The organism is Bradyrhizobium altum (assembly GCF_020889705.1).
Classification (GTDB): domain Bacteria; phylum Pseudomonadota; class Alphaproteobacteria; order Rhizobiales; family Xanthobacteraceae; genus Bradyrhizobium; species Bradyrhizobium altum.
Map to the genome: position 1 here is coordinate 1 of NZ_JACMYP010000081.1, position 23064 is coordinate 23064.

Here is a 23064-nt window from a genome sequence, read left to right on the forward strand (position 1 = left end):
AATCGTAATTGGATTTCTACTTGATTATTCGGTCCAATGTTGCGCTCGGCGGTCGGAAAACGTTGCTCTGCCGTTATCCGCGCGTTAGGCGCCCCCGTGTACTGGCCCAGCTATACTGTCTTGGAAAATGCCGCAGTTCATCAGACTGGTAACGAGCGTCGATAAAACTGCATATACCTGATGGCATCCTAAATCATCCCTGGACACCAAGCTCATCCAACGCGAGCGGCAATTGTTGCTCTTCTTCGGGGTCTTGCACGGCAAAACCGGAAACGGAGATGCCAAGCAGCCGTATCGCCTTCTTGGGTGGCGTTAACTGCGCCAGTAGTTCGAGAGCAAGGCGGGAGAGATCGCTCGCAGAGTCGATGATAGCGACTGACCTGCTGCGGGCGATCAACTCGAAATCCGAAAATTTCACCTTGAGCGTCGCCGTCCGGCCCCGCGCGCCCGTGGTTTCGCAGTGACGCCAGACCTTCTCGATCAGGGGCTGCAACTCCGCCCCTAGGGCCTCGTAGTCCGCCAAGTCCTGCGAGAATGTATTCTCGGCACCGATAGACTTTTGAACCCGGTTCGCGCGGACGGGACGCTCGTCGATACCCTGGGCATCCACAACGCATACGCTCGACAGTTTCCAATGACACGTCAATTCCGGCATAGTTCTCCACGGCTGTCCTCCGTCTCCAGATGCTTGGGGCCGACTCACGTCGTGACCCCGTTTCATCATCTATCGGGGGACAGCCACCATCGTCACCCCTCGCTCGGAGCAGGGCCCATTACGGCATCTAGTCTTCTCTTCGTTTCTGCCGTTCGCGCTGCCGTGCTGCTTCTTCTTCTCGTCGTCTGCGCTCCTCCTGTTCGCGCTGTTCTCGAATTATCTGCTTTTCAATATCGTTTTGCGGTGGCCTCTTATGGCCACGCTCTGGCTCATCTGGAAACATTGGGTTCCCCCATGACTAATGATGATCGCAAAAAGCTCGCCGAAACACTTAAAATGGCCGACCTCGAAGTTCTAAAGGAAATCGTTCGTGAAGCCGAGTCGTTCTTAGCGGCGCAGTTGACCGCCGGACTTGCTTCTGACCAGCGTGCAATAAATACGGCAGTCTATCTAGCGGCCATCTTGGCTGCCATTGTGGGCGGCACTGCAACATTGGTTTCTGTAGGCACATCGCTCGGATGGCATCTGTTGGGCATCGGGTGGATTGTTGGCTTTCTAGCCTTTGCGTTAATCCACGCGGTGCGCGCCGCCCGGCCTACTCCATTTAGTTACTCGGGCAATAACCCTGCGCATTGGGCGCCGGACGTTCAAGAAAAGCGCTCCCTGCGTGATTCATTGGCGGGTCAGGCCGCCATCTATGCTCAAGGTATTCGCTCAAACATAAAATGTCTGAACGACGCCCATGCATTCATGAATGTTTCGCTTATCGCGGGCGTGATAGGCGTCTTAGGATTCGTACTTGTTGAGTTTATTGTCGTTATGTCGGTCGTTGCAAAAACAGGCCATCTATTTTGACTGGCGACATAGTTTCCAGTGAGGAAGTGTCCATTGAGTTAGGCCTTCGATAGGTCAGTCGCTTGAGCATGTTGACAGTAATAAATGCGACAGTTTGAGAGCCGACCGAGGGCGTTCTCAATCTCGTCTTCATGATTCGGATCGTCAGGCCAGACCAAGAGGTGTTGATGGCGCGCCCGTCGCTGGTCTTCGGGGTGATCCAAAAGCTTAGTAGGCAGGAGCGGGAAGCGCTCGTACAACCAGTCGGGAAACAAGTTGATGAAAGCCCGCCGCAGAGGTGTGACTCGCTCCTAGCTCGATGACCTCTGCCGGTCCGAATCCCGCCCCGCTGCAGGAGCCAAGCTCACGATTGGCGCTTGCTGAAGAAAGCGCCTGTGCAAGACAATTGGACCCAGAAGCCCAAAGGGAAATCCCACTGTGACAGCCTTTCTTGATGGCGAAATTCGCGATGGCAGCCATCATTTGCAGGTCCGCGATTTATTTCGAAGATACTGACGCCGGCCAGATTGTTTATCACGCGAATTTTTTGCGCTTCATGGAACGCGGCAGAACAAATTACCTGCGTCTGCTCGGAACCAATCAGCGAGCGCTGCTCGAAGAAACGGGGAACGATGCGCCCGGCTCTTCCTTCGTTGTCCGTCCGATGACAATCAATTTTCTAAAGCCCGGCGGTCCTGGACGACCTCCTTGACGTGATCACGATCCCGCAAGAGGTAAGGGGCGCGTCAATGGCCTTGCTGCAGGAATGCAGGCGAGGTGACGATCTCCTGGTCACAGCGCGTGTACGCGTGGCGTTTATCTCGGGCGGAAAGGCTCGACGCATCCCTAAGTCGCTGCGGCTCGCCGTCGAAGGGCATAGGTAAGCTCCCCCTTATTCACGCTATGACCTTCCAGCGCCCTAATGAAATCAAAGGGTTGGCGGGTTGGCGTTCTGTTGCGATATCGTCAAACCAGTGTTCTCTGACTTGACGTTATCATAGTAGACAGCCGGTTGCCGCGTCGCGATTGGCAGTAGTAATCCTGCTTCGGACGCTGTGCCTGACACCGGCGCGACACCAGCCTCCATCAGCAATGCACTTACGATGTCATCGGCGTTGAAGTGCCGGCCATTGGATTCGGCCGCTGGCGTTTGGTGAGATCGGGATAAAGTAGAACCCTCCTTGGGCGGCGGGTGTGGGTATTGATGTCAGCGCTGAATCGACAGCCCGAGCGCCCGCGCGTTGAAAACGTGACGCTGTAATTGGAGAAGGAGGTGTCTTCGGACTCCAGGTGATGCACTAGCGCATGCTGCGCAATGACATTGGGATTGAAGGTTGTATGGCTTTGCAGCGCTTTAACGGCGCCGATAACCGTCCTTGGGTCAGCCAGGTCGCCAATTCGCCATCCGGTGAGGGCCAACGACTTGGAGAACGAATTGACGATCAAAGTACGGTTGCGTGCAAGGGGCGCCACGGTGACGATCGGATGATGGAAATGCGGGCGTGGGCGAAAGCGGCGTAGCATTCATCGAAGATGATCCAGACCCCGCAGTCGATGGCTAGCTGGGCCATGCCAGCAAGAGTATCGCGGTCATAAACCGCTCCAGTCGGATTGTTCGGCGCATTGATCACGATCGCCCTGGTCTTTCGCGTAACGGCCGCCCTGAGGTCCGAGAGCGTCGGCACATAGTTGTTGTGCCGGGTCTCAACAAAGACGGGCGTCCCGCCGGCAATGACGATCTGGGCCGGGAGAGTGGTCCGGTAGGGAACGGGGATCAGCACTTCGTCCCCTGGATTCACGAGAACCATGGCCGCATTGAACAGCGCCTATTTCGCGCCACTCGTCACAGCGATTTCATCGGCCGACCAGGGTTGTCCAGTATCGGTGGAGATCTTGCGAGCGAGCGCGTTACGCCACTCGATAACACCGAGCGAGTCGGTATAGTAGCGGTTGATGTTGCAGTTGATTGCGGAGATCGCGCCCTCCCGCACTGATGGCGCCGTGTGGCTCCAGATCTCTCCGGCGGTCAAATCGATTATTTCCTTGCCGCTTGCGGCAACTGCTTTGGCAGCAGTACTCGCCGCAGCGGTCCTCCGACGATTTGAACAAGACTGTGCGTTGCGCCAACACGAGCGCTCTCCGTCGATCCAGAATGTTGCTTGTGGTTGTTGCCGCTGTGGGGGCTAGGGGGCTTGACAGCGGGATGTCACAGCTCGCGCAAGACACGTCATAGTCCGCGTTGGCGTTTATCTCGGAGAGAAATAAGTTCGCTCGTCGATGACTGGATGGTCGTTGAGTCGGGGAGATTGGGCTGAGATGCTGCGGCAGGGTACGGAGCGGCCGCGCAAGAGGAGCGCGCCGGCCGAAGGATCGTCCAATTTCAGAGAGTACTCTGGGCGTCGCTGAACGGTTCGGTGGAACGTGATGATAAGGCAGCCGGTCGCATGGCAGTGGACCGCTCGAGAATGAGTATGTTGCAGCGTCGATGGAGAAGTTATTGCCCCAGGTCAGGAGGGTGAAGATAACGCGATTCCGCACGGGCGAGTTCGTCGTACTTCAGCAGCTCGAAGACCTCGTCGAGCGTCGCAATATTGGGCTCAATGCTGGCAGTATTCTCCTCAGCGATGATGCGACTGCAAACCTGCTGCATTGCGGCAATTGCAGCTCGCATGGAGTGGTTGGCCCAAATCACCGTGGAAATGCGGGCCCTGCGATATGCCGAGACTGGGGTTCGATAGTACTTCGTTGGAACGATCACGACCGGTAACTTGTTCTGCCAGGCACGCGTAAACGCGAAGATCTCGTCCGCGGCGGTCCTTCGCGAGTGAATGAGGATCGCGTCAGATCCCGCGTCCGCGTACGCGTGGGCGCGGGAGATTGCTTCGTCGATTTCATGTCCAGCGATTAACGATTCGATACGGGCAACAAGGATCAGATCGTCCGCGACCGTATCCTTCACGGCGCGCAAGCGGCCGGAGAACTCGTCGATGTCGGCGAGGGGATGCCGATCGCCAACGAACGAGTTCATCTTCGGAAAACAACTGTCTTCCAGCGCGACGCCGGCAGCGCCACACTGACGCAGTTTGCGGGCCAGCAGACGAGCGTTGTTGAAGTTACCGAAGCCGCCGTCCCCGTCGACCAGAACCGGCAGCTGGCTTGAGTCCACGATTCGCTCGACTACGTCGACAAGTTGGCTCCAGGACGCTTCATTGGCATCGCGGTAACCCAGAGAGGAGGCAATCGACAGGCCCGATGCCCAGAGGCCCTTGAAACCTACGCGCTCGGCGATCGCGGCGGAGAGGCCATCATGCGCTTCCATGAGAAACGAGAGTTCGCTGCTGCAGCAGACCTCAGATCGCATCATTTCGCCAAATGACGGGTTGGCGGACCGGGTATGGCCGTTGGCGAGGACAGAAGGTGATGGGGCCTGCATGTCGAATCCTTGTGTGCTTGACCGGCCGACGTTCGTAAGTGGACATGACATGTTTCTGTCATCTCGATCAATGACGAGCGTTGGTAGTTGACTGGCTTCGAGATTGGCGACGCTCGATCGTTATTGGGGAAATTGCGTTGACGTTGCGGCCTTCCTGCACTGTTCAGACGGCACGCGGGCGCTGGTGGTCAATCCGCCCGCATTCCGCGCCCCCCCCCCGACTGTCAGGCAGACGGGAAACAGGCGTACGTAGCGCGCGCCGTCAAAGGCTGATCGGGAGGACGCCCGTTCGTCGGCCTGGAGACCGGTTATCAGTAGCAGTGTGATCGGCAGCCATCGACTTCCGCTGCCCGGCTCCCGCAGATGTTCGGCTGTTTCCTCGTCTATCGAGGTTTTGGCAGGAGCGTAGGCGTGGTGTACCCGGGCCAGGGACTTCTGCGGGCCAATGACTGAGCCGGCCTGAGGCCTGCTAGAGGCTCCCATGTCGGGTGTGCAACATGCTGTCGGACCCATGACACGTCCGACCGGGCATACGGTATTACAATCAGCCTGTCGGAATTGGCATAAGGCTTGATTGAGGCATGTCGGCAGCATGGCCGGTTGAAGGAGTGGCAGCGATGGCTTGCAACATCATCGACTCTCAATGGATGGTCCGGGTCGGGCACGAAGTCGATTGTTCCGATGACGTGACCGATCGCAACGCGCACGTGGTATTGCCAGCATGATCGATTACTGGATCGTAGTCCGCGACAACATCGCTGCGCGTTCGCGCCACGGCGCTGCGCCCATGCCTGGTCCTCTACCTGCCGGCAACAATGTTCGGCAGGCAGCCGCCTTCAAACGGCTCGAGGCCGAGGTTCGGCGTATGGACCTGGACGGACCGGCCGCGGTTGACTGGAGCAAGGTCAATACTCTGTCGCTCAACATCCTGTCGAACCGGTCAAAAGACATTCTGGTCGCCTGCTGGGCCACCTATGGCTTGTTTCGGGTCGAGGGATATGAGGGTCTTGCCGTCGGCCTCGGCGTCCTGCGCGGTTTGGTGGAGGCGCACTGGGAGGGGTTATTTCCGCCGCTCACGCGGGATGATGCGCGGGCCGCGGCAATCGACTGGCTCCTTCGCCTCGTGCCGGCGCTGGCTGCGAACGAGCCGACTGAGGCCGACGCTTCAGCCGTGATTGCCGCCTATGATGCGCTCGTTGGGCTGGCTCGCGCACTCGGGGGGAAGCCGGTCAATGGGCAGGTCACCCTGGACGTTTTGTTGCGGGCGCTGCAATCGTATTACGAACGAGCCACCAGTCGCATCAGTCCCGTGTCCGGTCCCAATGGCGGTTGCTCTACCTGCGTCCCCGGCTGAGCGGCTCAAGCAGCAGCACACCGAACGTAGCGCTATGGCTGGCACCGGTGGCGATTGGTTTGTCTGACCACTTGCTCATATTCTGCAGCAAAGGTGCGAGTCCCGACTGTCCGGATCTCTGCGGTGAGCGAGGGGCTCGACAATACCGGCGTCGCCACGCGATCGTCGCATCGGGTCGGCTTTGTTGCTGGCGTGCCAGATTCGATCTTTCGCAATGCGTCACCCTAACCCATCGGGCGCGCGGCTGGCCGTTCAGCGCATCGGGGCGATCGCGATCACTGCAGCACGCGCGCCCAAAAGGGAAGAGTGACGGTGTGAGAAGCGGACGTGTGTTCTTCCCATCGCAAAAGTTGATCGTTCCATCGCATAAATGTGTCAACTGTTGAATATCTGAATGAGTGCAACCATAAATCGTCACAACCATGCCGTTTCCTTGCGTGTGCATTCAGAACTAGCGGGGAAAATAGTGCGATGTCAGGTGCCGACTGGAGATCAGAGAGCGCATACCACAATGTCAGGAAAGCAGAACCGGCCGACATAGCCTGGGAGTGGCTGCGCCGCGATCGCGAATATCAAAAGGATTTCGGAGCCCTGGTCGAGAGCAAACGGTCAGATGCGACGGACCACTTCCGACGGAAGTGGGGGCTGACATTTCGCAGCTGATCCGAACGAGACGTTCGACAATCAGGCTGTTTTCTGGTCGCCCGAGGCGCTGTCGAGCGTGCTGACCGTTCGCACGGCGATCGGCTCGACCGGGTCCAATCCGTACGAGCTTGATTTCGCCGACCTGGCAGGCAGCGCGCTTCGTGAAGCGCCGGATGGATGGCATGCCATCGTTCCGCTCGGAGGAGCGAAGCATCGGCTTTGGCTGAGAGACCTTCCACCGGGCGGATCATTGGTTACCGTCGACTTGCCGTTCGACCGGAATTTCGACCTTCGCTTGCAGGCTGCACATCGATTTTGGCTGGCGGTCGAAAGGCGCCCCGTCGGACGGCCGCCTCTTGCTCAATCCATCGGGACCCGGCATCGGCACATCCTCGCCTTGCGTGCGGTGGACGGGTGGCTGGAAGGCAACAGCTATCGCAACATCGCGCAAGGCCTCTTTGGCAAGTCTCGCATCCCTGATCGAGCGTGGAAAACACACGATCTGCGCAGCCGGACCATTCGCCTGGTCCAGATGGGGCTGCGCCTCATTCGAGGCGGCTATCGTGACTTGCTCCGCCATAAGGGCAAAGACAGTGATGACACCACCTGAGCTCGCGCTGATCGGCCAGCTGCATGCCGTGCTCCCAGGCCAGCAACCCCCAGGCAAACGAGTATGTCCCGCTGGTGAAATCTCTGGTGCGAATACCGCGACGGAGCGCGTCCAGCCCGGCAAACGCTTGCAGTGAACGATTTGGAGGTCGCCATGTACACCGCCCTGAGCCTGATCGCGATCTGGCTGCTGATTAACGCGCTGCTCTTTTTCGTGATGACGCACGTCGACAGGTCTGACCGGTAACGCTCTGGGGGGAGCAAGCTTTCCGGAGGCAAGCATTGCGCTGGCCGGCGGCTGCATCGCTGTCCCGTTCATGGCCCGCAAGGATCGAAACTGCTTACCGCTTACAGGCCGTCCGGCCGGCACGCTATCGATGTCGGCTTCGCAATCAATGTCCGCAGGCGGACATGGCCGTGCGGCCCTGAGCGGCTGAAATTCGCGAGTCTTTAGCCGGCACGCAGCTTGCACTTAATGCGCCGCCAGCTGGCACAAACCATCTATGCCCGTTTCGGGATCGCTGCTCGTTTTGCGCCGCTTGCGCCTGACCGCGAAGCCTGTGAGCGCGGACATTCGACCTCATCCGGAGCAAGCCTATGAAAACATCACTGCTCTCTGCCGCATTGCTCTCGATTGCCTCTTTCACCGCCACGACGGTTTCGCAGGCGCCGACGACCGCGGCCGCGGCTGACGACCCGTTCCTTTGGCTCGAGGAGATCGAAGGGGCGAGCGCGTTGGCCTGGGCACGCGCCGAGAATGACAAGACGCTCGGCGTGCTCCAATCAGATCCCCGCTATCGGCGCTTCTACGAACAGGCGCTCAGCATCCTGCAGGCCAAGGATCGAATTGCATACGTTTCGCTTGGACGGCGCGGCTCGGAAAATTTCTGGAAAGATGAGGACCAGGTGCGCGGCGTCTGGCGGCGCACCACGCTAGAAAGCTATCGTAGCCAAGATCCACAGTGGGAAACCATCCTCGACGTCGACGCATTGGCCATCGCCGAGAACAAGAATTGGGTCTTTCAAGGTGGCAGCAGCCTGCCGCCTGAAGAGCGTCTCTGCCTGATTAGTCTTTCCGACGGCGGCAAGGATGCCGTGTCCATACGCGAGTTCGACAGCGAGGCCAAATCCTTTGTTGCGGACGGCTTTTATCTTCCAGAGGGCAAGCAGAACGTCAGCTGGGTCGATGATGACACACTCCTTGTTGCACGGGACTGGGGTGAGGGGACTTTGACGCAGGCCGGCTACCCCTTTGTGGTGAAAGAGCTCAAGCGCGCTCAGCCGCTCAGCGAGGCTCGCGAGATCTTTCGCGGCGAGCCTACCGATGTTCAGACGTGGCCCTTGGTGCTTCGAGATAGCGAAGGTCATGTCCATGCGACCGGGGCCGTCCGCGTGGTCAGGTTTTTCGAGCATGAGTACGTGGTCTTCCGCCCCGATGGGCCCATCAAACTCAATCTGCCGAAGAAGGCCGCGATCGTCGGGCTCGCGAGTGGCCGGCTGCTTGTGGAGCTTGACGAGGACTGGACACCGTCTGGTGATATCAGCTTCGCCGCCGGATCGCTGATCTCGTATGACTTGGCCGAATGGAAACAGGATCCTCAGCGCGCCAGACCATCGCTTGTCTTCCAGCCTGGGCCCCGCCAGGCCCTGAGCGACGTAGACACCACAAGGAATTTGTTGATCCTGACGGTCCTCGAGAACGTTCAGAGCAAAGCGTTCGCTTATAAGTACGATCAGGGAGCCTGGTCGGCGACGGCGATCCCGCTGCCGCAACATACAAATGTCAGCCTGTCAGCCACCTCCGATGAAGCGGACCAGGCGATGTTCACCGTCTCGAACTATCTCAGGCCGACGTCAGTCTGGTATTTTGATGCCGAAACTCAAGAACTTGAGGAATTGAAGACGACACCGACTGCCTTTGCTGCGTCCAATCATGTCGTAGAGCAGTTCCAAGCGACTTCGCGTGATGGCACGTCAATTCCCTATTTTCTGGTGCGGCCGAAGAACGCGAGGTTTGACGGCGCCACTCCGACACTTCTTTATGGCTATGGCGGGTTCCAGGCTTCGCTTCTGCCCTCCTATCTCGGACCCGTGGGGCGGCTCTGGCTCGAACAGGGCAATGCCTATGTCGTTGCAAATCTGCGCGGGGGCGGCGAGTTTGGCCCACAATGGCATCAAGCAGCCCAGGGGGCAACGAAGCAGACGACATGGGATGACTTCATTGCCGTTGCCGAAGACCTGATCCGCCGCAAGATCACAAGTCCGCGCCGGCTGGGCGTAATTGGCGGCAGCCAGGGCGGCCTGCTTGTTGGCACCGCGATCACCCAACGTCCCGAGCTCTTCAACGCGGCGATCATCCAGGTGCCGCTGTTTGACATGCTTCGATACACCAGCCTGGGCGCGGGCGCCTCCTGGATTGCCGAGTACGGTGATCCCGCCATCGCCGAGCAGCGCGCGTGGATCGAAGCTTACTCGCCCTATCAGAAGCTGGTACCGGGCAACACCTACCCCGCTCCTTTAATTCTTACCTCCACCAAGGACGACCGCGTGCATCCAGCGCACGGCCGCAAGGCTGCAGCAAAGCTCGCCGCGCTGGGCCAGCCTTACTTCTACTACGAGAACATCGACGGGGGACACAGCGCCGCGGCCAATCTCACCGAACATGCGCGTCGACTAGCCCTTGAATACACCTATGCATCGAAGCGGCTCTGTTCCGAGGAAGTTAGCGGACGGGACTGATCGAGGCAGATAAATCCCGACCATTGCTTATCTGGGCGTCACCACGTTCTGGAGCTTGATCCATCGAACCGGACGCGAAGCGATAGCAGCGAACCAGACAATCGGCAGGCAAGATGTGACGCTCGGATTTTGAGAGCGATTGGAGGAATTCGCAAGCCATATAGGCGAGACAGGTCGAACACGAGCTCGCCAGTGGCCAGCCCCTCGTTCAGGCTAGCCCGGCACCATCTCGCTCGACGGCCAAAGTTGTGCAGAGCATGATTGGCCCGGGACTTGCTATTCCAAACCACAAACTCCGTTCCATGTTTTTGGAGAGATCGCAGAGCAATAAACGATCCACCGAGCGGGACTTCTCATCAAGCTGTGCCTCAGATGCTAGAGTTCGAATTGCCTATGTGCCTCGATCGAGACTTAGTCGACAATTGCAGCAGCATGCCGGGTCGGTGAACTCGCGTGCTAGCCAAGGCACCGAAACGGTCTCAGTGGTCAGGCGTGGCCGGCCAATCAGCATTAGCGGCGTCGGTTGGTTGGGAAAAACCTCGCGCATGAGAGCCCGATCACAAATAACTCATCGCAATTAGTGGTGGCCATGAAGTAAGTCAGATGCGCAAGCTACCTATTCTGAAAAGCCTGCATTTGTTTGAGGCGGTCAGCGAGTTTCCAAGCTTCTCAAGGGCAGCCGAGCGGCTAAACATGACGGCCGGCGCGGTAAGCTACCAGATGCGCCTTCTTGAGGATTGGTTCGGCAGAAGGCTGTTCGTTCGCCATAGTTCAGGTGTGCGGCTGACATCCGACGGCGAACAGCTGAAGCGCAGCTGTGCGAGCGCGTTCACAATGCTCGAGAAAGGATGCTATGAGCTACGAAGGCGCGATGCAGGACGTTCCGTGGTGGTGGGGTGCTCAACCACATTTTTGTTGCACGGTTTGTTGCCCCGTATTGGTGCGTTCCGCGAACTCCATCAGAACATTGATCTTGTCTTTGAGACCGATGCCGATCTAGACGCGCTGGCTGTTGGTGCGTTGGACGTGTTGTTCGTTTCCGGCCTTTTGAAGCGGCCGCTTCCCGTCCGTGAGGTGCACGTATCGAACGAGTTGATTGGTCCTGTCTGTGCGCCCGCTACGATCGAGGCGATCAAAAGCCGGGAGGACATTCTATCTATTCCTCTGCTGCACGAGGCCGCCAGGTTAGACGCCTGGAGCGAATGGGCCAGCGCAGCTGCAATATGCTTGGAAGGATCGCGCCACGTCGTGTTCGATACATTTTCTTTGGCTGTCGAGGCGGCAAAAAGTGGTCTTGGAGCCGCAATATCCTCGCAAATTCTGGTCCGAAGTAACCTTGAGAAAGGAGAGCTTGTGGCTCCGTTCGGCTTTGTGCCGGTCAATCGCTCAATCTACATGTTTGTCAATGGGCGCGCGCAAAGTATCGCGGCTGTTAAAGAGTTCGAGCGCTGGGTGCTGTCAGACATACTGAGCCGGGATCATCTGCCATCGCCTTTGCAGGCCGCAACTCGGCAGATCAGGCGGGCTGGTCAATTAAAGCTTCCCGCTGGGCCAATGCTCGCGTCAACCCGTTGATGACCATCATGGGCTTACAAGGCGCCGCTCTTCACGGATGAAGGGCTGGGAATCCATGGCGCGCAGCTAAAAGATGAAGGATTACAAACGGATCATCGACATAGGCGAGCCCGTTCGCGAACTTCGCATTCTCTGGTCGAAGGCGGCCCTTCTCCAAAATAAGAACGGGCGCGGACTGATGATCCTGGCCGAGCCTCTCGATCAGCGCGGTCCGGGGCTTGGCCCAGGCAATTCGACGAACGTCGAGCCTTGCAGCGCGGCTCGGAAACGCGGACAGCACCCCGTCCAACAGCAAGCATTGCCAGCAATAGAATTCTCGTCCTGGTAAGGCCGGATCTGCAAAGGGGCGTTCTAAAAGGAACAGCTGGTCCCATGGCATCGTGTGGATCCTTAATCTAGCGATCGACAGGACATCAAGCTTGAGATTCCCTTGACTTGACCACGGCAAAGGTCGCAACGGCGAAAGCAACAAATGCGCTCGCCGCGCATAGTAGTACGATCATGCTGAAAGGGAGCTGATCACCTAAAAGCGAAAAAGCAATGCCGTTTCCCGCGACGCCGCCATAGGTGCAACATTGAAATAACCCGGAAAGGCGACCGGCTCGATCCGAAGCCACTGAGGAGACCATGTGCGTGTGAGCGGAAGCCGCAAATATTTGGCCAAGGCCAAGCATCGCGCTACTGGACGCGATGACCACAGGCAGGCCAGCATCGAGTGACATGATCCCAAGGCATCCCGCAAGCAGCGCTGCGGCCCCGGCAATGGTTGGCAAGGCGCCCAACAGGCTGAAAATCGGCTTGACGGCCAGCGCCCCCAGCAAGGCGAAAACGCCGTTGATCATGACGATCGTCAATAGAACGCTTCTATCGAGAACCCCGTCAGTTGTGGCACGTATTGCGGGATAGACATTGATGATGCCGGCGCCGAGATTGAGCAGAAAGACAGCAAGGAATGCGGGGTAGAGCGGTGCCAAGTACAGGACAGTTCCGGAAGGCCGCGCCTCAAGGACCGCTGGTGTCCTTCTGAACTGCTGCTTGATGCCAAGAAGCACGATCAAGGACATGATGATCGCCGATATGTTGAACGCCAAAACTCCAGGCAAGTGCAATTGATCGGACAGCATGGCACCTGCAAACATTCCGAGCAGATAGGTGAGCCAGTCGATATTGGCAATGTTGCGCAGCACAGAGATCATGCCGTCTTCCGATGTGATACGACGGAAGAAAGCAACTTCTGCAGACAAGTAGACGGGCTGGACCAGGCTCAGGACAACCATTGAGGCATAGCTCAGGAGGGAATCGGCTCCGTCGCTGCCGAAGATGGCGAGCAGCGTGCATATGCGAATCGCATTGACAATCATCATGGCGGAGATCGGATCACCTCTGTCGACCAGCGGCGACAGGAAGAGGCTCCCAAGCATGATAGGCGCAAAAGTGACAGCAACGCCGAGACCTGCGGCGCTCATGCCGGATTGAAGAAGGCCGATCAGGATGCCGATTCGGAACGCCCAGCCGCCGATCTGGATGATAAAATGCGACAGATAGATGAGTTGGCGTATGCTCGAACCACTCATTGTCGACCTAGCTCAAGATGCCATCGAGTGGATATCGCTTGACGCGGACGCAAAGTTGACGCTGGTCTTATGCCGCGACCTCGGTGCGATGAGCCCGCGAAGAGCATGACGAACACTCTCGCAATAGGACGATTGGTCAAAAGGCATCTATTCAAACTGCCTCCTGTGGCGTGTGGTCGCTCAAGACAAAGTGCCGGCCAATTCGGCCGTCCTTTTTCCGGTCAGATCCCCAAAGAACAGCGCTTGTCGCGGAACAGGACCAGCTGGACTCTGCCCAGAGCTTTGAGATGCAGCTACTATTTTCCTTGCGATCCTGTCGCACGCCTCTCGGCTTTGACGCAAAGAATGCCATGAGCCGCAAGTTCATGACGGCTCGGCGGAGGACGCGCAAGCTCGGTCCCGCCGCGAGGCTAGGTCAGCTTCCAGACTTCTCTGGATGTGCACACGGGTGAGGAGGTAGTCTGGATCGCCGCCAATCTCGACAGCGACGGTAGCGTGGTTCAGTGATATATCTGGCCGGCCCTCGTTGAAGTACTCGATGGCGAGATTGTTGTGCGTGGGCGCGTGCCGAGGGTTGAGTTCGAGGGCTCGAAGATAGTGCGCGATGCTCTCCGTCGCCTTGCCAAGCTCGGAATAGGCAAGGCCGAGGTTGCTTTGTAGATCGGGGTTCTTGGAATTGATCTCGGCTGCCGACAGATAGGACTCCAGAGCAGCTTTCGGCCTATCTTGCCGCATCAAGATGTTGCCCTTCTCGAAGTGAGCTCGCCATTCGTTTGGCTTGATGACAAGTGTCCTGTCGAGATCGGAGAGGGCGCCTGCGGCATCTCCCATTCTGTTGCGAAGTGCGGCCCTGTTCAGATGAGCTTCGTAATAGGGCGGACAAAGCTCAATGGCGCGCGCATATGCCTCTAGCGCCTCAGCTTCCCTTCCGGGTACTTTCGAAAGCAGGTTTCCCAGGTCATTGTGATACTCTCCGTAGTAGGGATCGCAGGCGATGGCCTCACGCAACTGCTTCTCAGCCCGGGAAAGTTCGTTGATGAGTTCATAGACCTGACTGGTGTTGTAGATAAGAATGGACTGGTGAAGCTTGAAGCGCTCGTCGCCATACGCCTTAAGCATCTTGCCAAGGCCTTCGGCGCAAAGGGCTAGGGCTTCGACGTATTTTTCCTGCTTGGCCTTGATGTAGGCATATGCGTTCTCTGCAAACACCTTGATGTAGTCGTACTTGTCGTGACCCCTGAAATCCCGCTCGATGGTCTCCAGATTCCGCACGGCGTACTGTTCGGCCAGCGTGAGGTTGACCGGCTGCTGATAGCGTCCATAGGTCATTGATTGGGCGTAGAGAACCGTTGGCGTGTATCGGCTCTTGGGGAAAGTCTTGTAGAATTCATCCAGATAGGGAACCGACGCCCGCCCGCAGCCGAGCGAATACAGCACAAAAGCCGCGTTGATGAAGGCGGCGTTCACCGGAGCATCTCCCCAGCCGTAGGTGCGAAGCGCGGGATCGGCGAAAAGTTCTCCGAAGTAGCCAAACCAGAGATCATACAGGCCGATGCTCTGGAGGATCTGACTCGGCTCTGCAAGCAGTTCCAGACGATTGTATTTGTCCCGTATCGATAGCGCATGAAGCATGACGAGCGGCGCCTCGCCCGCCAGACAGCGGTCCAGGCAAGCGCGGTGCAGCTGCTCGTGCAGATGATCTGCGGCCGCCTGCTCGAAGGTTGCATAGTTTCGTTGCGCGATCAGATCAGGCGTCGTGCAATCGGATTCAATGTACGATTTGAGAAGGCTGTGCCGTTCCCCGGTGTTGTGGCTGGCCAGATAAAGGTCCACGGTCGCGATCGGATCGAGATAGCCGATGACCGGCAATCCGGCTGCTGCGCATTTGCCTAAAGCCTCCGCAATCAACGGATTGCCGCCACTTGCCTCATAGATCTGTCGCTGTTTCTCCGCAGCGAGATCCTGATCCAGGAGCGGCCCGAGTTCCTGCAAGCTATATCTGCCGAAATGAACCTCGCTGGCGTCCGGAAAATACAGGCGTTGTTCATAATCGATCAGGACAAACCGAAACAGCCGCGCATCGTCGTTAAGCCTGACCAGCAGCTTGATCAGATTCTTCGCCGAATTCGACAGGGCAGCCGCCCGGTCGATGACGATTGTGTGACGATCCTGGCGCTCTTGGGCACACTTGATCAGGAATTCGGCTAGTCCGACCAGGAGCTTGTTTTGGTATTCGTGATGATAGAAGCGCGTACGCTCCTCCTTGTTCGAGGTATTGGTGAGATCCTTCGGCACGGTAAAGGCTTCGCTGACCAGGAGAGGGAACAGTCGCTTCAAGGATTGTTGTGCCGCCTCAACCAGTTTTGGCCTATTTTCAGTAGCCCACCTCAGTTCGGCGTCGATGAGCGTTTGCAGCCCGGCAAGATAGCCGCCGGTTCGCCAGTCGCCGTCGGTGATTGAGAGATTCGAGCCAGAGCTCGCGAGTACCCGATTTGATCGTCGGCACGGGTGCCATGCCGCCTTCTGCCTTCAAAATCGTGATCGGACTGATCTCGAGAGATGATGATATGGCTGGAAGCACGCGCTGCTGGATCAAATCAACCATTTACTCTCCCCAAACCTGTCACAAAGGAGGGTGATCAAAAGGACCACCCTCCGATGCCGCTATGCTCTCATCAAGTAGATGCATTCAAGGCGCTCGTCGAAATCTAGAGCGTACCCGTGTACGGAGTGGTGGTGCGGATGGTGGTCTTGATCTCAGCGATCTTCTTTTTCATCACGTTTTCCTTTCCTTCTCTGGCACGCCAGACCAACCGAAAGCGCGGCCGATCGTGCAGGAAAAGGATAGTGAGTTGGCGGACCAATCCGCAGCGAGATTCCTTGAGATCAGCTGTCAAAAAAATTGAAAGGGCGGTCCGGATCGGATACGCCAGCAGGTTGGCACCTGAGCCGCTTACAAGGCGCGATTTCGGTGCCGCTGGTTACGCGGCGCCCATGCAAATGCGGTGCGTCCGCTGCAAGTCGCTCATGCGATCAAATCTACTATTTTCTCATCCGCAGATTGCGACCGAGCCGATGACGGTTTGATTTCTTGCTCCCATGCGCGGCCTTAGCGAGTGCCCTACAATTCGGGCGGTCCCGAGAGCCGCAGCATATCGTGGCCTGATTGTGATGCAGATTCCGTGGTTCATTGCGAACGGGGCCTGGTCTGTTCGGTTGTTCGGCGGCGTGGATTGTCGCGGTATGAATCCAAAGAAAGGCGCTTGCCTAGGGATAGGCAGCCTGAAACAACCGATCTCCCATAGGCACTACGCACCCGTCGTCAGTACACAAGCGGCCTGTTGCCCCGAATACGATATCCAATTGACACCATAGTTGGTCTCACGGATGAATTCGTCGAAAGCCAATCTTTCATGCTTCTCGAATCCTACGTAGTTGAAGTATTCGTCAAACACGATAACGCATCCCGGACGAATCTGAGACTTGAGCCCCGTAAAGATACTTCTTGTGCTTGAATATATGTCGCAATCGACGTGGATGAACGCAACGGGCAGCTCGCGCTGAGCAAACACCGGAACCGTCTCATCAAATAGACCAACAATAAGCTCTACGTTCTCCGGAACGTCAGGCGCCTTGCCTCCACGATCGAAGTCCACTGGAAGGTATCCGTTCCAGCGCTCCGGGAGGCCATTAAAGCTATCGAAGCCATAAAACTTCCGCTCTGGAAATCGCTCGGCCATGGCGCCGATGGTGTAACCGCTATAGACGCCGAACTCGAGGGCAACACCCGCACCCGCTTTTGACAAGGCATCAAACCTGAACTCATCATGATCGGCAAAAAACACAGCATCAGCCATTTCTGTGCGGATTATCTCAATGGCTTGTTCCTGCGCAATCACAGACAAAGTACGAAACAAGCTATGGTTTGTTCTGGGTAGCCCGTACATTTCCGCAGCGGTTACAAGTTTGCGCAGGTGTTCATTTGCAATGTCCTGCTTGCCAAGCATTGTCGACAAAGCTTTGGCGACCTCGCTGGAAGATTTTGCTAGCCGATCAATTGCTGCCAATAGGCGATCATCAACCGTTTCTTTCATCGCGTTTCCTTTTGACTAAACAAGAATCAATTTCTCTCGCCGATCCCGACGAATTTATCTCATCGAAGCTGCATTTTTACCGGCGTTTGATCGGCGGCGGGAACGGCAAAGAGCTGATCGTCGGAATTTTCCGATATCTTGGTCTTCTCATCGGCATCCATTAGCGCGTCGACATTAGGGAGCTTCGCTACCCACGTCTTAACGTGTCATTGTTCGTCTTTTGGTCAGCCCCCCTGTGCGGCCGCGCCAAATTTCCAGTGGCATCGACCCAATCAAGATCTGTAAGATAAGCGCAAATAGCCACGGCAGTCGATGAGCGGTTTGAGACAATGGGCGTGACTGCCGCCGATCTCCAATAGTGTTACGTAGCTCTGGTTCAACCGCTCGTAGTTGTTGCGGATCAAATTTGGCAACAGCATACGTTCCGCTGGCCCTTCGACCAGAATGGCTGCATCAGTGAAAAACAAATCGGCATGGTGCGCTCGAAGATAGGCATGCTAGTTGACGATGGCGCTGCGGCGGATGCGGTGGCGCTGATGGATCAGGGCTTATGGACGCTCGAAGATCTTGCCGCAACGAGTTGCCGAAGGAGAGAAATCCATGCTCTTTCTCCTGGCCAGAAGGAGCAGAGCCGAGGGACGGTTCCGCAGGGATCCTGAAGCGTTTCGTTCTCGCCCTCGGTAGTGAGAAGGGGGTATGTCTTGCAGGTGATCGCGTTATCGGCTGGCGCAGGGACACTCTCGACAGAGAGGAGGTCGTGATCCGTGGCAGTTGATCGTCGAACCTTCGCCGCAGCCGGGTTTTCTACGCTCGTATGCGGATACGCGCTGGTGCAGCAGGGGCGGACCGCACCGGCCGGGCGCCCCGTGGTCGCCGGCTATGTCGCCCCCTGGAAGGCCCGGCCCGGGGGTCCAGGCATCAAGATGATCCCGGCGCGCGAGCTGACCCACTTGATGTACGCATTCGGCACCGTTTCGGCAGATGGACTGGCTGAACTTGCGGATCGTTGCCTTGACGCAGGAGCCTGCGACGGAACCGCGCCGTCGAGTCCGTTCGGCGGTAACTTTATCCAACTCGCCGAATTGAAGCGGGACAATCCGCAGCTTCGGGTTCTGATTTCATTGGGCGGTTGGAATGGGTCGAGGTATTTCTCGGCCGCTGCTGTCACGCCGCGCTCTCGCGCGCGGTTCGCACAATCCGTGATCGATGCGTTCTTTCGGCCGTATCCCGGCCTGTTCGATGGTGTGGACGTCGATTGGGAATTTCCCGTGTCAGGAGGACGGGCAGGGAATGTCGCGCGCCCTGAAGACCGTGGTAATTTTACGCTCCTGATTGCCGAAGTCCGCCGAAAGCTCGCCGAGTTTTCCGCGTTGGAGCGCAGGGAAATGGAGCTCACCATTGCGGTGTCGGCCGCCCCCGACAAGATCGTCAATCTGGAGGCGGCCGCTCTGGCCGGGCTGGTCGACCGAATTCATCTGATGGCCTACGACTTTCACGCAGGCTCGGCCTTTGCCGCCTTCAATGCTCCGCTGTTCGCCTGCGCCGGCGATCCATATCCCGATCTCAATGTCGATGCCAGTGTGAATGCCTTGATCCGGGTCGGCGTGCCGCCGGCGAAGCTGACGCTCGGGATGGCCTTCTTTGGCCGAGCTGTCGCGAACGTTCCGCCGCAGAATGGCGGGCTCTTCCAAAATGGGGCGACAGCGAGTGAAGAGTGGGGAGGCAGCGACGGCGTCGATTACCGGGATCTCGTCGCGAGGCGACCGGAGAAGCACGGCTTTCGCCGGTTTTGGAGCGACGAGGCTCAGGTGCCGTGGCTGTATAACGCCGAACGGCGCATATGGATCAGCTACGACGATCCGCTCTCCATCGCACGTAAGGCGATGTATGCCCGCGCCCATGCACTCGCTGGGGTCATGATCTGGGACCTGTTCGCCGATGATGGTTCGCTACTCGCGGCACTCCGTGTCCCTCCCGCGCGAAGATCCGAATAGGATCGTGGTCATCGCGTCGCGTTGAAGCGCATCATCCGCGCGTCTCGAACGAATTCAGCCGCGGGCCAAGTCGGTGCTGTGGGATCAGATACGCGCCGGCTTGAAACCGGCAAGGTCGGAGTCTGACAACCGGCAGCATCGTTCGGGATTATGCTGGCGACAATGCTCGGAGATGCACCTTCGCTGGTGGCAAATTGCAATGAGGTCTGCGCGATCGCCAAAAATAGCTTGAATCTCACGTGGCGTCAGATCGTAAGTTTGAGGCCATAACGAAAACGGCATGCGGCGGCAATGAATCGGCAAATATCGTTACGTCGACGCATTAAAGCGTGAGGCACTTCGTCGCGGTGCGTTCGCTCGAGTTCTCTACGAGAGATTGCGCCACATCGCAACCGCTAGGCCGAGACAGCTCGAGAAGATCTCGCCAACAAGAAAGCTGACGCGGTGCACTGTGGAAGCAGATTTTCGAATGCGTGACTGCGAAAAGGGTTACCGGTGACTTCTTACAATCTTCTCTTCGCCTCGTGGGGCACGTTGGGAAATCTCAGTCCGCTGCTTACTGCGGCTCGCCGATTGCGCCGGCATGGTCATCATGTCCGGGTGATCGCCGATCCGGCCATGCGAACAGAAGTCGAGGCTGCTGATTTCGAATTCGTGACATGGCGCCGTGCCCCAAAGGGGGAGGCCGCGGACCCAGTGGATGTCTCAGACCTGCGGGATCGGATGCGCAGGGTCGTCTTTGAGCCTTGCTCGGCCTACGCGGCCGACATTCGCGACGAGATTGGCCGCGTGCCAACAGATGCGGTCCTCGGCCTCGACCTCCTGTTTGGCGCGGCGGTCGGGGCGCAAGCGTGTGGCGTGCCTTTCGCGTTTCTCTCCCCTCACGTCAGCATTCGGAGTCTTCCGGGAATACCGCCTGCGACGTCCGGATTGGGGCAACCGAAAACGCCGGAGGAGCGCGCCGCAGTCGCTGCAGCCTCTGCCGCGCTCGCTGCGGCGATGAACGCGTCCCTTCCGATCCTCAATAAAGCCCGCGTCGATTTCGGCCTTCCGGTTCTTCCAGGCGCTATGGACCTGTTCGACCAGGCCGATCGCGTTCTGCTGGCGGTCAGTCAGGCCTTCGACTTCGAGGCAGACTCCCTTCCGGGCAGTTTCCGCTATATCGGGCCTTTGCTCGATGTGCCGAGTTGGTCGGGGTCGTGGCAGGCCCCCTGGTCCGCGCGAGCCGGTTGTCCCCGCGCGCTGATCGCCTGCAGCACCGGTGCGCAGGGCCAGCGAGACTTGTTTCAACGCGTCATCAATGCCGTCAGCGCCATTGATATCGAAGCTGTTTTTACAGCTGGGCCGAATCTGGACATGGCCGATCTTCGTGCTCCGAGGAACATCCATCTGGTGCGCGGCGCGCCCCACGACTCCGTCATGAAGGATGTTTCTGTTGTCATATCACAGGGCGGCCACGGGACGGTCACCCGTTCAATCATCAATGCCTTGCCGCAGCTCGTTCTGCCAATGGGACGAGACCAGTCGGCAAACGCAGCGCGGGTCGAAGCGAAGGGAGTAGGGCTTCGATTGGGGCCGACAGCGTCCGAATCGGAGATAACGGCAGCGATAAAGCAGTTGATTGCGGAACCGCAATTCAAGATCGCGGCCCGAAAGCTCGGCGGGATTATCAACGCTGATATCGATACATCGCCTCTTGTCCACGAGATGGAGATTCTTGCCGCGATCGGACGACGGCGACGAAGCCGCTCGTGACCAGCTACGTCTGGTGCCGATTCGGCGATCTCCGGGGGCTGGCACCTGGTCGATGCATTGGCTCCCTCGCGAAAACACCTCGAAGCTGCGACACGCTAGCCTTTCCGCCGATCACGAGAAATATGGCCCTGCGCATTTCATCCCAATCCTCGCTACGCTTTATGACAGGCATTCGGTATTTTCGATGGCTGCGCTGATGCTTTTCTTTTGCTCGTTGGCGTTCGCCACCTATGTTGGCGTCGTTCTTCCGGCCAAACATCTTGTCTAGTTGCTCGAATGCCAGCCAAGTTAGGAGAAAGGCCGTGATTTCCTGTGGCGCATTGAAGCCCATCCTGTTGTCTCGCGACGGCGTGCGTTTGGCTCATGTTGAGGCCGGACCTGCAGCCCCGCAATTCCCTCCGCTGCTTCTTATCAATGGCTGGACCGGCGACCACGGCATCTTCACGCCGCAGATCGCCCATTTTTCTCAAAGCCGTCGTGTCGTGGCCGTCAATATTCGCGGCCACGGTGCCAGCGATGCGCCCGAGCAGGAGTACACCATCGCGGGGTTTGCTGACGATATCGCTTGGCAATGCGCTCAACTTGGACTGCTCAAGCCCATCGTGATCGGCCACAGCATGGGAGGCCGGATCGCGCTCGAACTGTGTGGCCGCTATCCTGAGCTGGCCTCAGGCGTGGTCATGATCGACACCATTGTCATGCCGCCTCCGGTTTTGCGTGAATCTCGCGAGCTTGCAGGGCTCCTGGAAGGCATTGGCGGGCCCAACTATCTGGCGGTCTTAAGGGCAAACGCGTGGGAGATGGGCTGCGATTTTGACGATCCCGCCCGGCGAACGATGATCTACGAGACCTACGTACTTCCGTCGTGCGAGAAAACCCCACAGCATGTGGCCTATTCGATGATACGGAACGCAACCTTGAATTATGATCCCGTCCCCGCAGCAGAAGCCTGCCGGATTCCCATGGCCTATATTTCCGCAGATGTCCCGCTTGTGAACGCGATGCGCGACCTAGATCGGCTGCAGGAGATCTGTCCACAGCTGGTAACAGCGAAGACAATGCTCGCCGGGCATTTCAACACGATCGAGGTCGCAGACCAGGTCAATGGCATGCTGGATCGCTTCTTGGCCGTCGGCCTCAGGCACAGATGTAGAAGCCTTGAATAGATACGGAAATATCGAATTGTCTGTGATCGCGAGCTAGATTGGTGGCAAAGGCGAATTGGTCCTGCTGGGTTCGGTGCGCCACGCCTTCTCTGCGACCCGTCGCCGGCATCAAGTACTGCACCGGTTTTCAGTCAGCGGCGCAGAAAGTTCGTTACCAGCACCATGCCGCTGCCGTCTCACGCCCTGAGCGTCACTCTGTCATGCGCTTGCTGCGAAATACGAAGACATCGCCGCAATAAGGCTCCGCGCGCAGTTCACCAACGCCGACGGCGTGCGCACCGACTTGCGAAAGGTGACCGGCCGTGTCGGCAGCACCACTTTGATGGACCTAAGTGCAATTCCCGGATGCCCGAAGCGCCGCCAGCACCGTAGACAGCGTCGTCAATTCCACTCGCGGCTCGCCCAGATGGCGTCCCACTCAGCTCGAGCTTGATCATCTCCCAGGCCCTAATCGGCGCCCTGCTGATCTCCTTTGCCAACGACATACGTTCGCGGGCTTTGCTGGTGCTCTCCGTATCATTTTGGATTGGCGGAGAGTTCGGCGCGTTGCCCGCTTCCGCCGCCGCAACCTGGTGTCGCCACACCGTGAGCAGCCCAAGGGCTAGGCCATTGCGCCGTGCGACCTCGGAGAGGTCTA

At 58.0% G+C, this 23064-nt stretch carries 20 protein-coding genes and 1 pseudogene; 10 read left to right on the forward strand and 11 right to left on the reverse strand.

The window, feature by feature from the left end:
- Positions 1-193 precede the first annotated feature (193 nt).
- On the reverse strand, positions 194-655 hold the full coding sequence (locus H8B02_RS20535; protein ID WP_229167892.1) for a DinB/UmuC family translesion DNA polymerase: 462 nt from the start codon (positions 653-655) through the stop codon (positions 194-196).
- A 162-nt stretch (positions 656-817) separates the two neighbouring features.
- Here H8B02_RS20535 and H8B02_RS20540 point away from each other — a divergent pair, with 162 nt between their 5' ends.
- Together H8B02_RS20540 and H8B02_RS20545 are read left to right on the forward strand one after the other, a co-directional pair.
- Positions 818-1510, forward strand: coding sequence for a hypothetical protein (locus tag H8B02_RS20540; protein ID WP_229167893.1), 693 nt, complete (start codon positions 818-820; stop codon positions 1508-1510).
- Between the two features lie 417 nt (positions 1511-1927).
- Positions 1928-2373: pseudogene (locus H8B02_RS20545) on the forward strand (YbgC/FadM family acyl-CoA thioesterase).
- A 214-nt stretch (positions 2374-2587) separates the two neighbouring features.
- Here H8B02_RS20545 and H8B02_RS48105 read toward each other — a convergent pair.
- From H8B02_RS48105 to aepX, 4 genes are all read right to left on the reverse strand, one after another.
- Positions 2588-2962 (reverse strand): aminotransferase class I/II-fold pyridoxal phosphate-dependent enzyme, encoded by a 375-nt coding sequence (locus H8B02_RS48105; protein WP_312001068.1) that lies wholly within the window; start codon positions 2960-2962, stop codon positions 2588-2590.
- The gene (locus H8B02_RS48110; RefSeq protein WP_283842218.1) at positions 2932-3297 is read right to left on the reverse strand and encodes an aminotransferase class I/II-fold pyridoxal phosphate-dependent enzyme; all 366 of its coding nucleotides are present in this window, start codon (positions 3295-3297) and stop codon (positions 2932-2934) included. Before H8B02_RS48110 ends, H8B02_RS48105 begins: the two co-directional genes overlap by 31 nt.
- An 18-nt stretch (positions 3298-3315) precedes the next feature.
- Positions 3316-3519 carry a hypothetical protein gene (locus H8B02_RS20555; RefSeq protein ID WP_229167894.1) on the reverse strand — a complete coding sequence of 68 codons (204 nt, stop codon included), beginning with the start codon at positions 3517-3519 and terminating at the stop codon, positions 3316-3318.
- Between the two features lie 464 nt (positions 3520-3983).
- Entirely contained in the window at positions 3984-4853 is an 870-nt protein-coding gene (gene aepX, locus H8B02_RS20560) for a phosphoenolpyruvate mutase (RefSeq protein ID WP_229167913.1), read from the reverse strand.
- 790 nt (positions 4854-5643) lie between these two features.
- Between aepX and H8B02_RS20565 the strand changes: the two genes are divergently transcribed.
- From H8B02_RS20565 to H8B02_RS20580, 5 genes are all read left to right on the forward strand, one after another.
- Positions 5644-6276, forward strand: a complete 633-nt coding sequence (locus H8B02_RS20565) for a type VI secretion system ImpA family N-terminal domain-containing protein (protein WP_229167895.1) — start codon at positions 5644-5646, stop codon at positions 6274-6276.
- A gap of 471 nt (positions 6277-6747) precedes the next feature.
- Positions 6748-6939 carry a transcriptional regulator domain-containing protein gene (locus H8B02_RS49005; RefSeq protein ID WP_376711691.1) on the forward strand — a complete coding sequence of 64 codons (192 nt, stop codon included), beginning with the start codon at positions 6748-6750 and terminating at the stop codon, positions 6937-6939.
- 58 nt (positions 6940-6997) lie between these two features.
- A complete protein-coding gene (locus H8B02_RS20570; protein ID WP_229167896.1) occupies positions 6998-7531 on the forward strand; it encodes a DUF2285 domain-containing protein in 534 nt (177 codons plus the stop codon).
- Positions 7532-8127: 596 nt separating this feature from the next.
- Positions 8128-10269: a prolyl oligopeptidase family serine peptidase gene (locus tag H8B02_RS20575; protein WP_229167897.1), complete on the forward strand. Its 2142-nt coding sequence runs from the start codon at positions 8128-8130 to the stop codon at positions 10267-10269.
- Between the two features lie 603 nt (positions 10270-10872).
- Complete coding sequence (locus H8B02_RS20580; protein WP_229167898.1) at positions 10873-11844, forward strand: LysR family transcriptional regulator; 972 nt, start codon at positions 10873-10875, stop codon at positions 11842-11844.
- 31 nt (positions 11845-11875) lie between these two features.
- Here H8B02_RS20580 and H8B02_RS20585 read toward each other — a convergent pair whose 3' ends face one another.
- The 6 genes from H8B02_RS20585 to H8B02_RS48580 all read right to left on the reverse strand — a co-directional run bounded on the left by H8B02_RS20585 (position 11876) and on the right by H8B02_RS48580 (position 17979).
- Entirely contained in the window at positions 11876-12223 is a 348-nt protein-coding gene (locus H8B02_RS20585) for a DUF3088 domain-containing protein (RefSeq protein WP_229167899.1), read from the reverse strand.
- Between the two features lie 34 nt (positions 12224-12257).
- Positions 12258-13418, reverse strand: coding sequence for an MFS transporter (locus H8B02_RS20590; RefSeq protein WP_229167900.1), 1161 nt, complete (start codon positions 13416-13418; stop codon positions 12258-12260).
- Positions 13419-13781: 363 nt separating this feature from the next.
- The gene (locus H8B02_RS20595) at positions 13782-15755 is read right to left on the reverse strand and encodes a tetratricopeptide repeat protein (protein WP_229167901.1); all 1974 of its coding nucleotides are present in this window, start codon (positions 15753-15755) and stop codon (positions 13782-13784) included.
- 37 nt (positions 15756-15792) lie between these two features.
- Positions 15793-16023, reverse strand: a complete 231-nt coding sequence (locus H8B02_RS20600) for a hypothetical protein (protein ID WP_229167902.1) — start codon at positions 16021-16023, stop codon at positions 15793-15795.
- Positions 16024-16726: 703 nt separating this feature from the next.
- A complete protein-coding gene (locus H8B02_RS20605) occupies positions 16727-17512 on the reverse strand; it encodes a class I SAM-dependent methyltransferase (protein ID WP_229167903.1) in 786 nt (261 codons plus the stop codon).
- A gap of 272 nt (positions 17513-17784) precedes the next feature.
- Entirely contained in the window at positions 17785-17979 is a 195-nt protein-coding gene (locus H8B02_RS48580; protein ID WP_312001071.1) for an ATP-dependent endonuclease, read from the reverse strand.
- Positions 17980-18276: 297 nt separating this feature from the next.
- On the opposite strand from H8B02_RS48580, the gene H8B02_RS20610 reads away from it, so the two are divergent.
- From H8B02_RS20610 to H8B02_RS20620, 3 genes are all read left to right on the forward strand, one after another.
- The gene (locus H8B02_RS20610; protein ID WP_229167904.1) at positions 18277-19506 is read left to right on the forward strand and encodes a glycoside hydrolase family 18 protein; all 1230 of its coding nucleotides are present in this window, start codon (positions 18277-18279) and stop codon (positions 19504-19506) included.
- 600 nt (positions 19507-20106) lie between these two features.
- Entirely contained in the window at positions 20107-21261 is a 1155-nt protein-coding gene (locus tag H8B02_RS20615) for a glycosyltransferase (protein WP_229167905.1), read from the forward strand.
- A gap of 302 nt (positions 21262-21563) precedes the next feature.
- Entirely contained in the window at positions 21564-22427 is an 864-nt protein-coding gene (locus H8B02_RS20620) for an alpha/beta fold hydrolase (RefSeq protein WP_229167906.1), read from the forward strand.
- Positions 22428-23064 lie beyond the last annotated feature (637 nt).

Bases quoted from the DNA above. Each gene is read 5' to 3' on its own strand.
- H8B02_RS20535 (WP_229167892.1), bottom strand. From the start codon at position 655: ATGCCGGAATTGACGTGTCATTGGAAACTGTCGAGCGTATGCGTTGTG.
- H8B02_RS48110 (WP_283842218.1), bottom strand. From the start codon at position 3,297: ATGGTTCTCGTGAATCCAGGGGACGAAGTGCTGATCCCCGTTCCCTAC.
- aepX (WP_229167913.1), bottom strand. From the start codon at position 4,853: ATGATGCGATCTGAGGTCTGCTGCAGCAGCGAACTCTCGTTTCTCATG.
- H8B02_RS20565 (WP_229167895.1), top strand. From the start codon at position 5,644: ATGATCGATTACTGGATCGTAGTCCGCGACAACATCGCTGCGCGTTCG.
- H8B02_RS49005 (WP_376711691.1), top strand. From the start codon at position 6,748: ATGTCAGGTGCCGACTGGAGATCAGAGAGCGCATACCACAATGTCAGG.
- H8B02_RS20575 (WP_229167897.1), top strand. From the start codon at position 8,128: ATGAAAACATCACTGCTCTCTGCCGCATTGCTCTCGATTGCCTCTTTC.
- H8B02_RS20580 (WP_229167898.1), top strand. From the start codon at position 10,873: ATGCGCAAGCTACCTATTCTGAAAAGCCTGCATTTGTTTGAGGCGGTC.
- H8B02_RS20585 (WP_229167899.1), bottom strand. From the start codon at position 12,223: ATGCCATGGGACCAGCTGTTCCTTTTAGAACGCCCCTTTGCAGATCCG.
- H8B02_RS20590 (WP_229167900.1), bottom strand. From the start codon at position 13,418: ATGAGTGGTTCGAGCATACGCCAACTCATCTATCTGTCGCATTTTATC.
- H8B02_RS20600 (WP_229167902.1), bottom strand. From the start codon at position 16,023: ATGGTTGATTTGATCCAGCAGCGCGTGCTTCCAGCCATATCATCATCT.
- H8B02_RS20605 (WP_229167903.1), bottom strand. From the start codon at position 17,512: ATGAAAGAAACGGTTGATGATCGCCTATTGGCAGCAATTGATCGGCTA.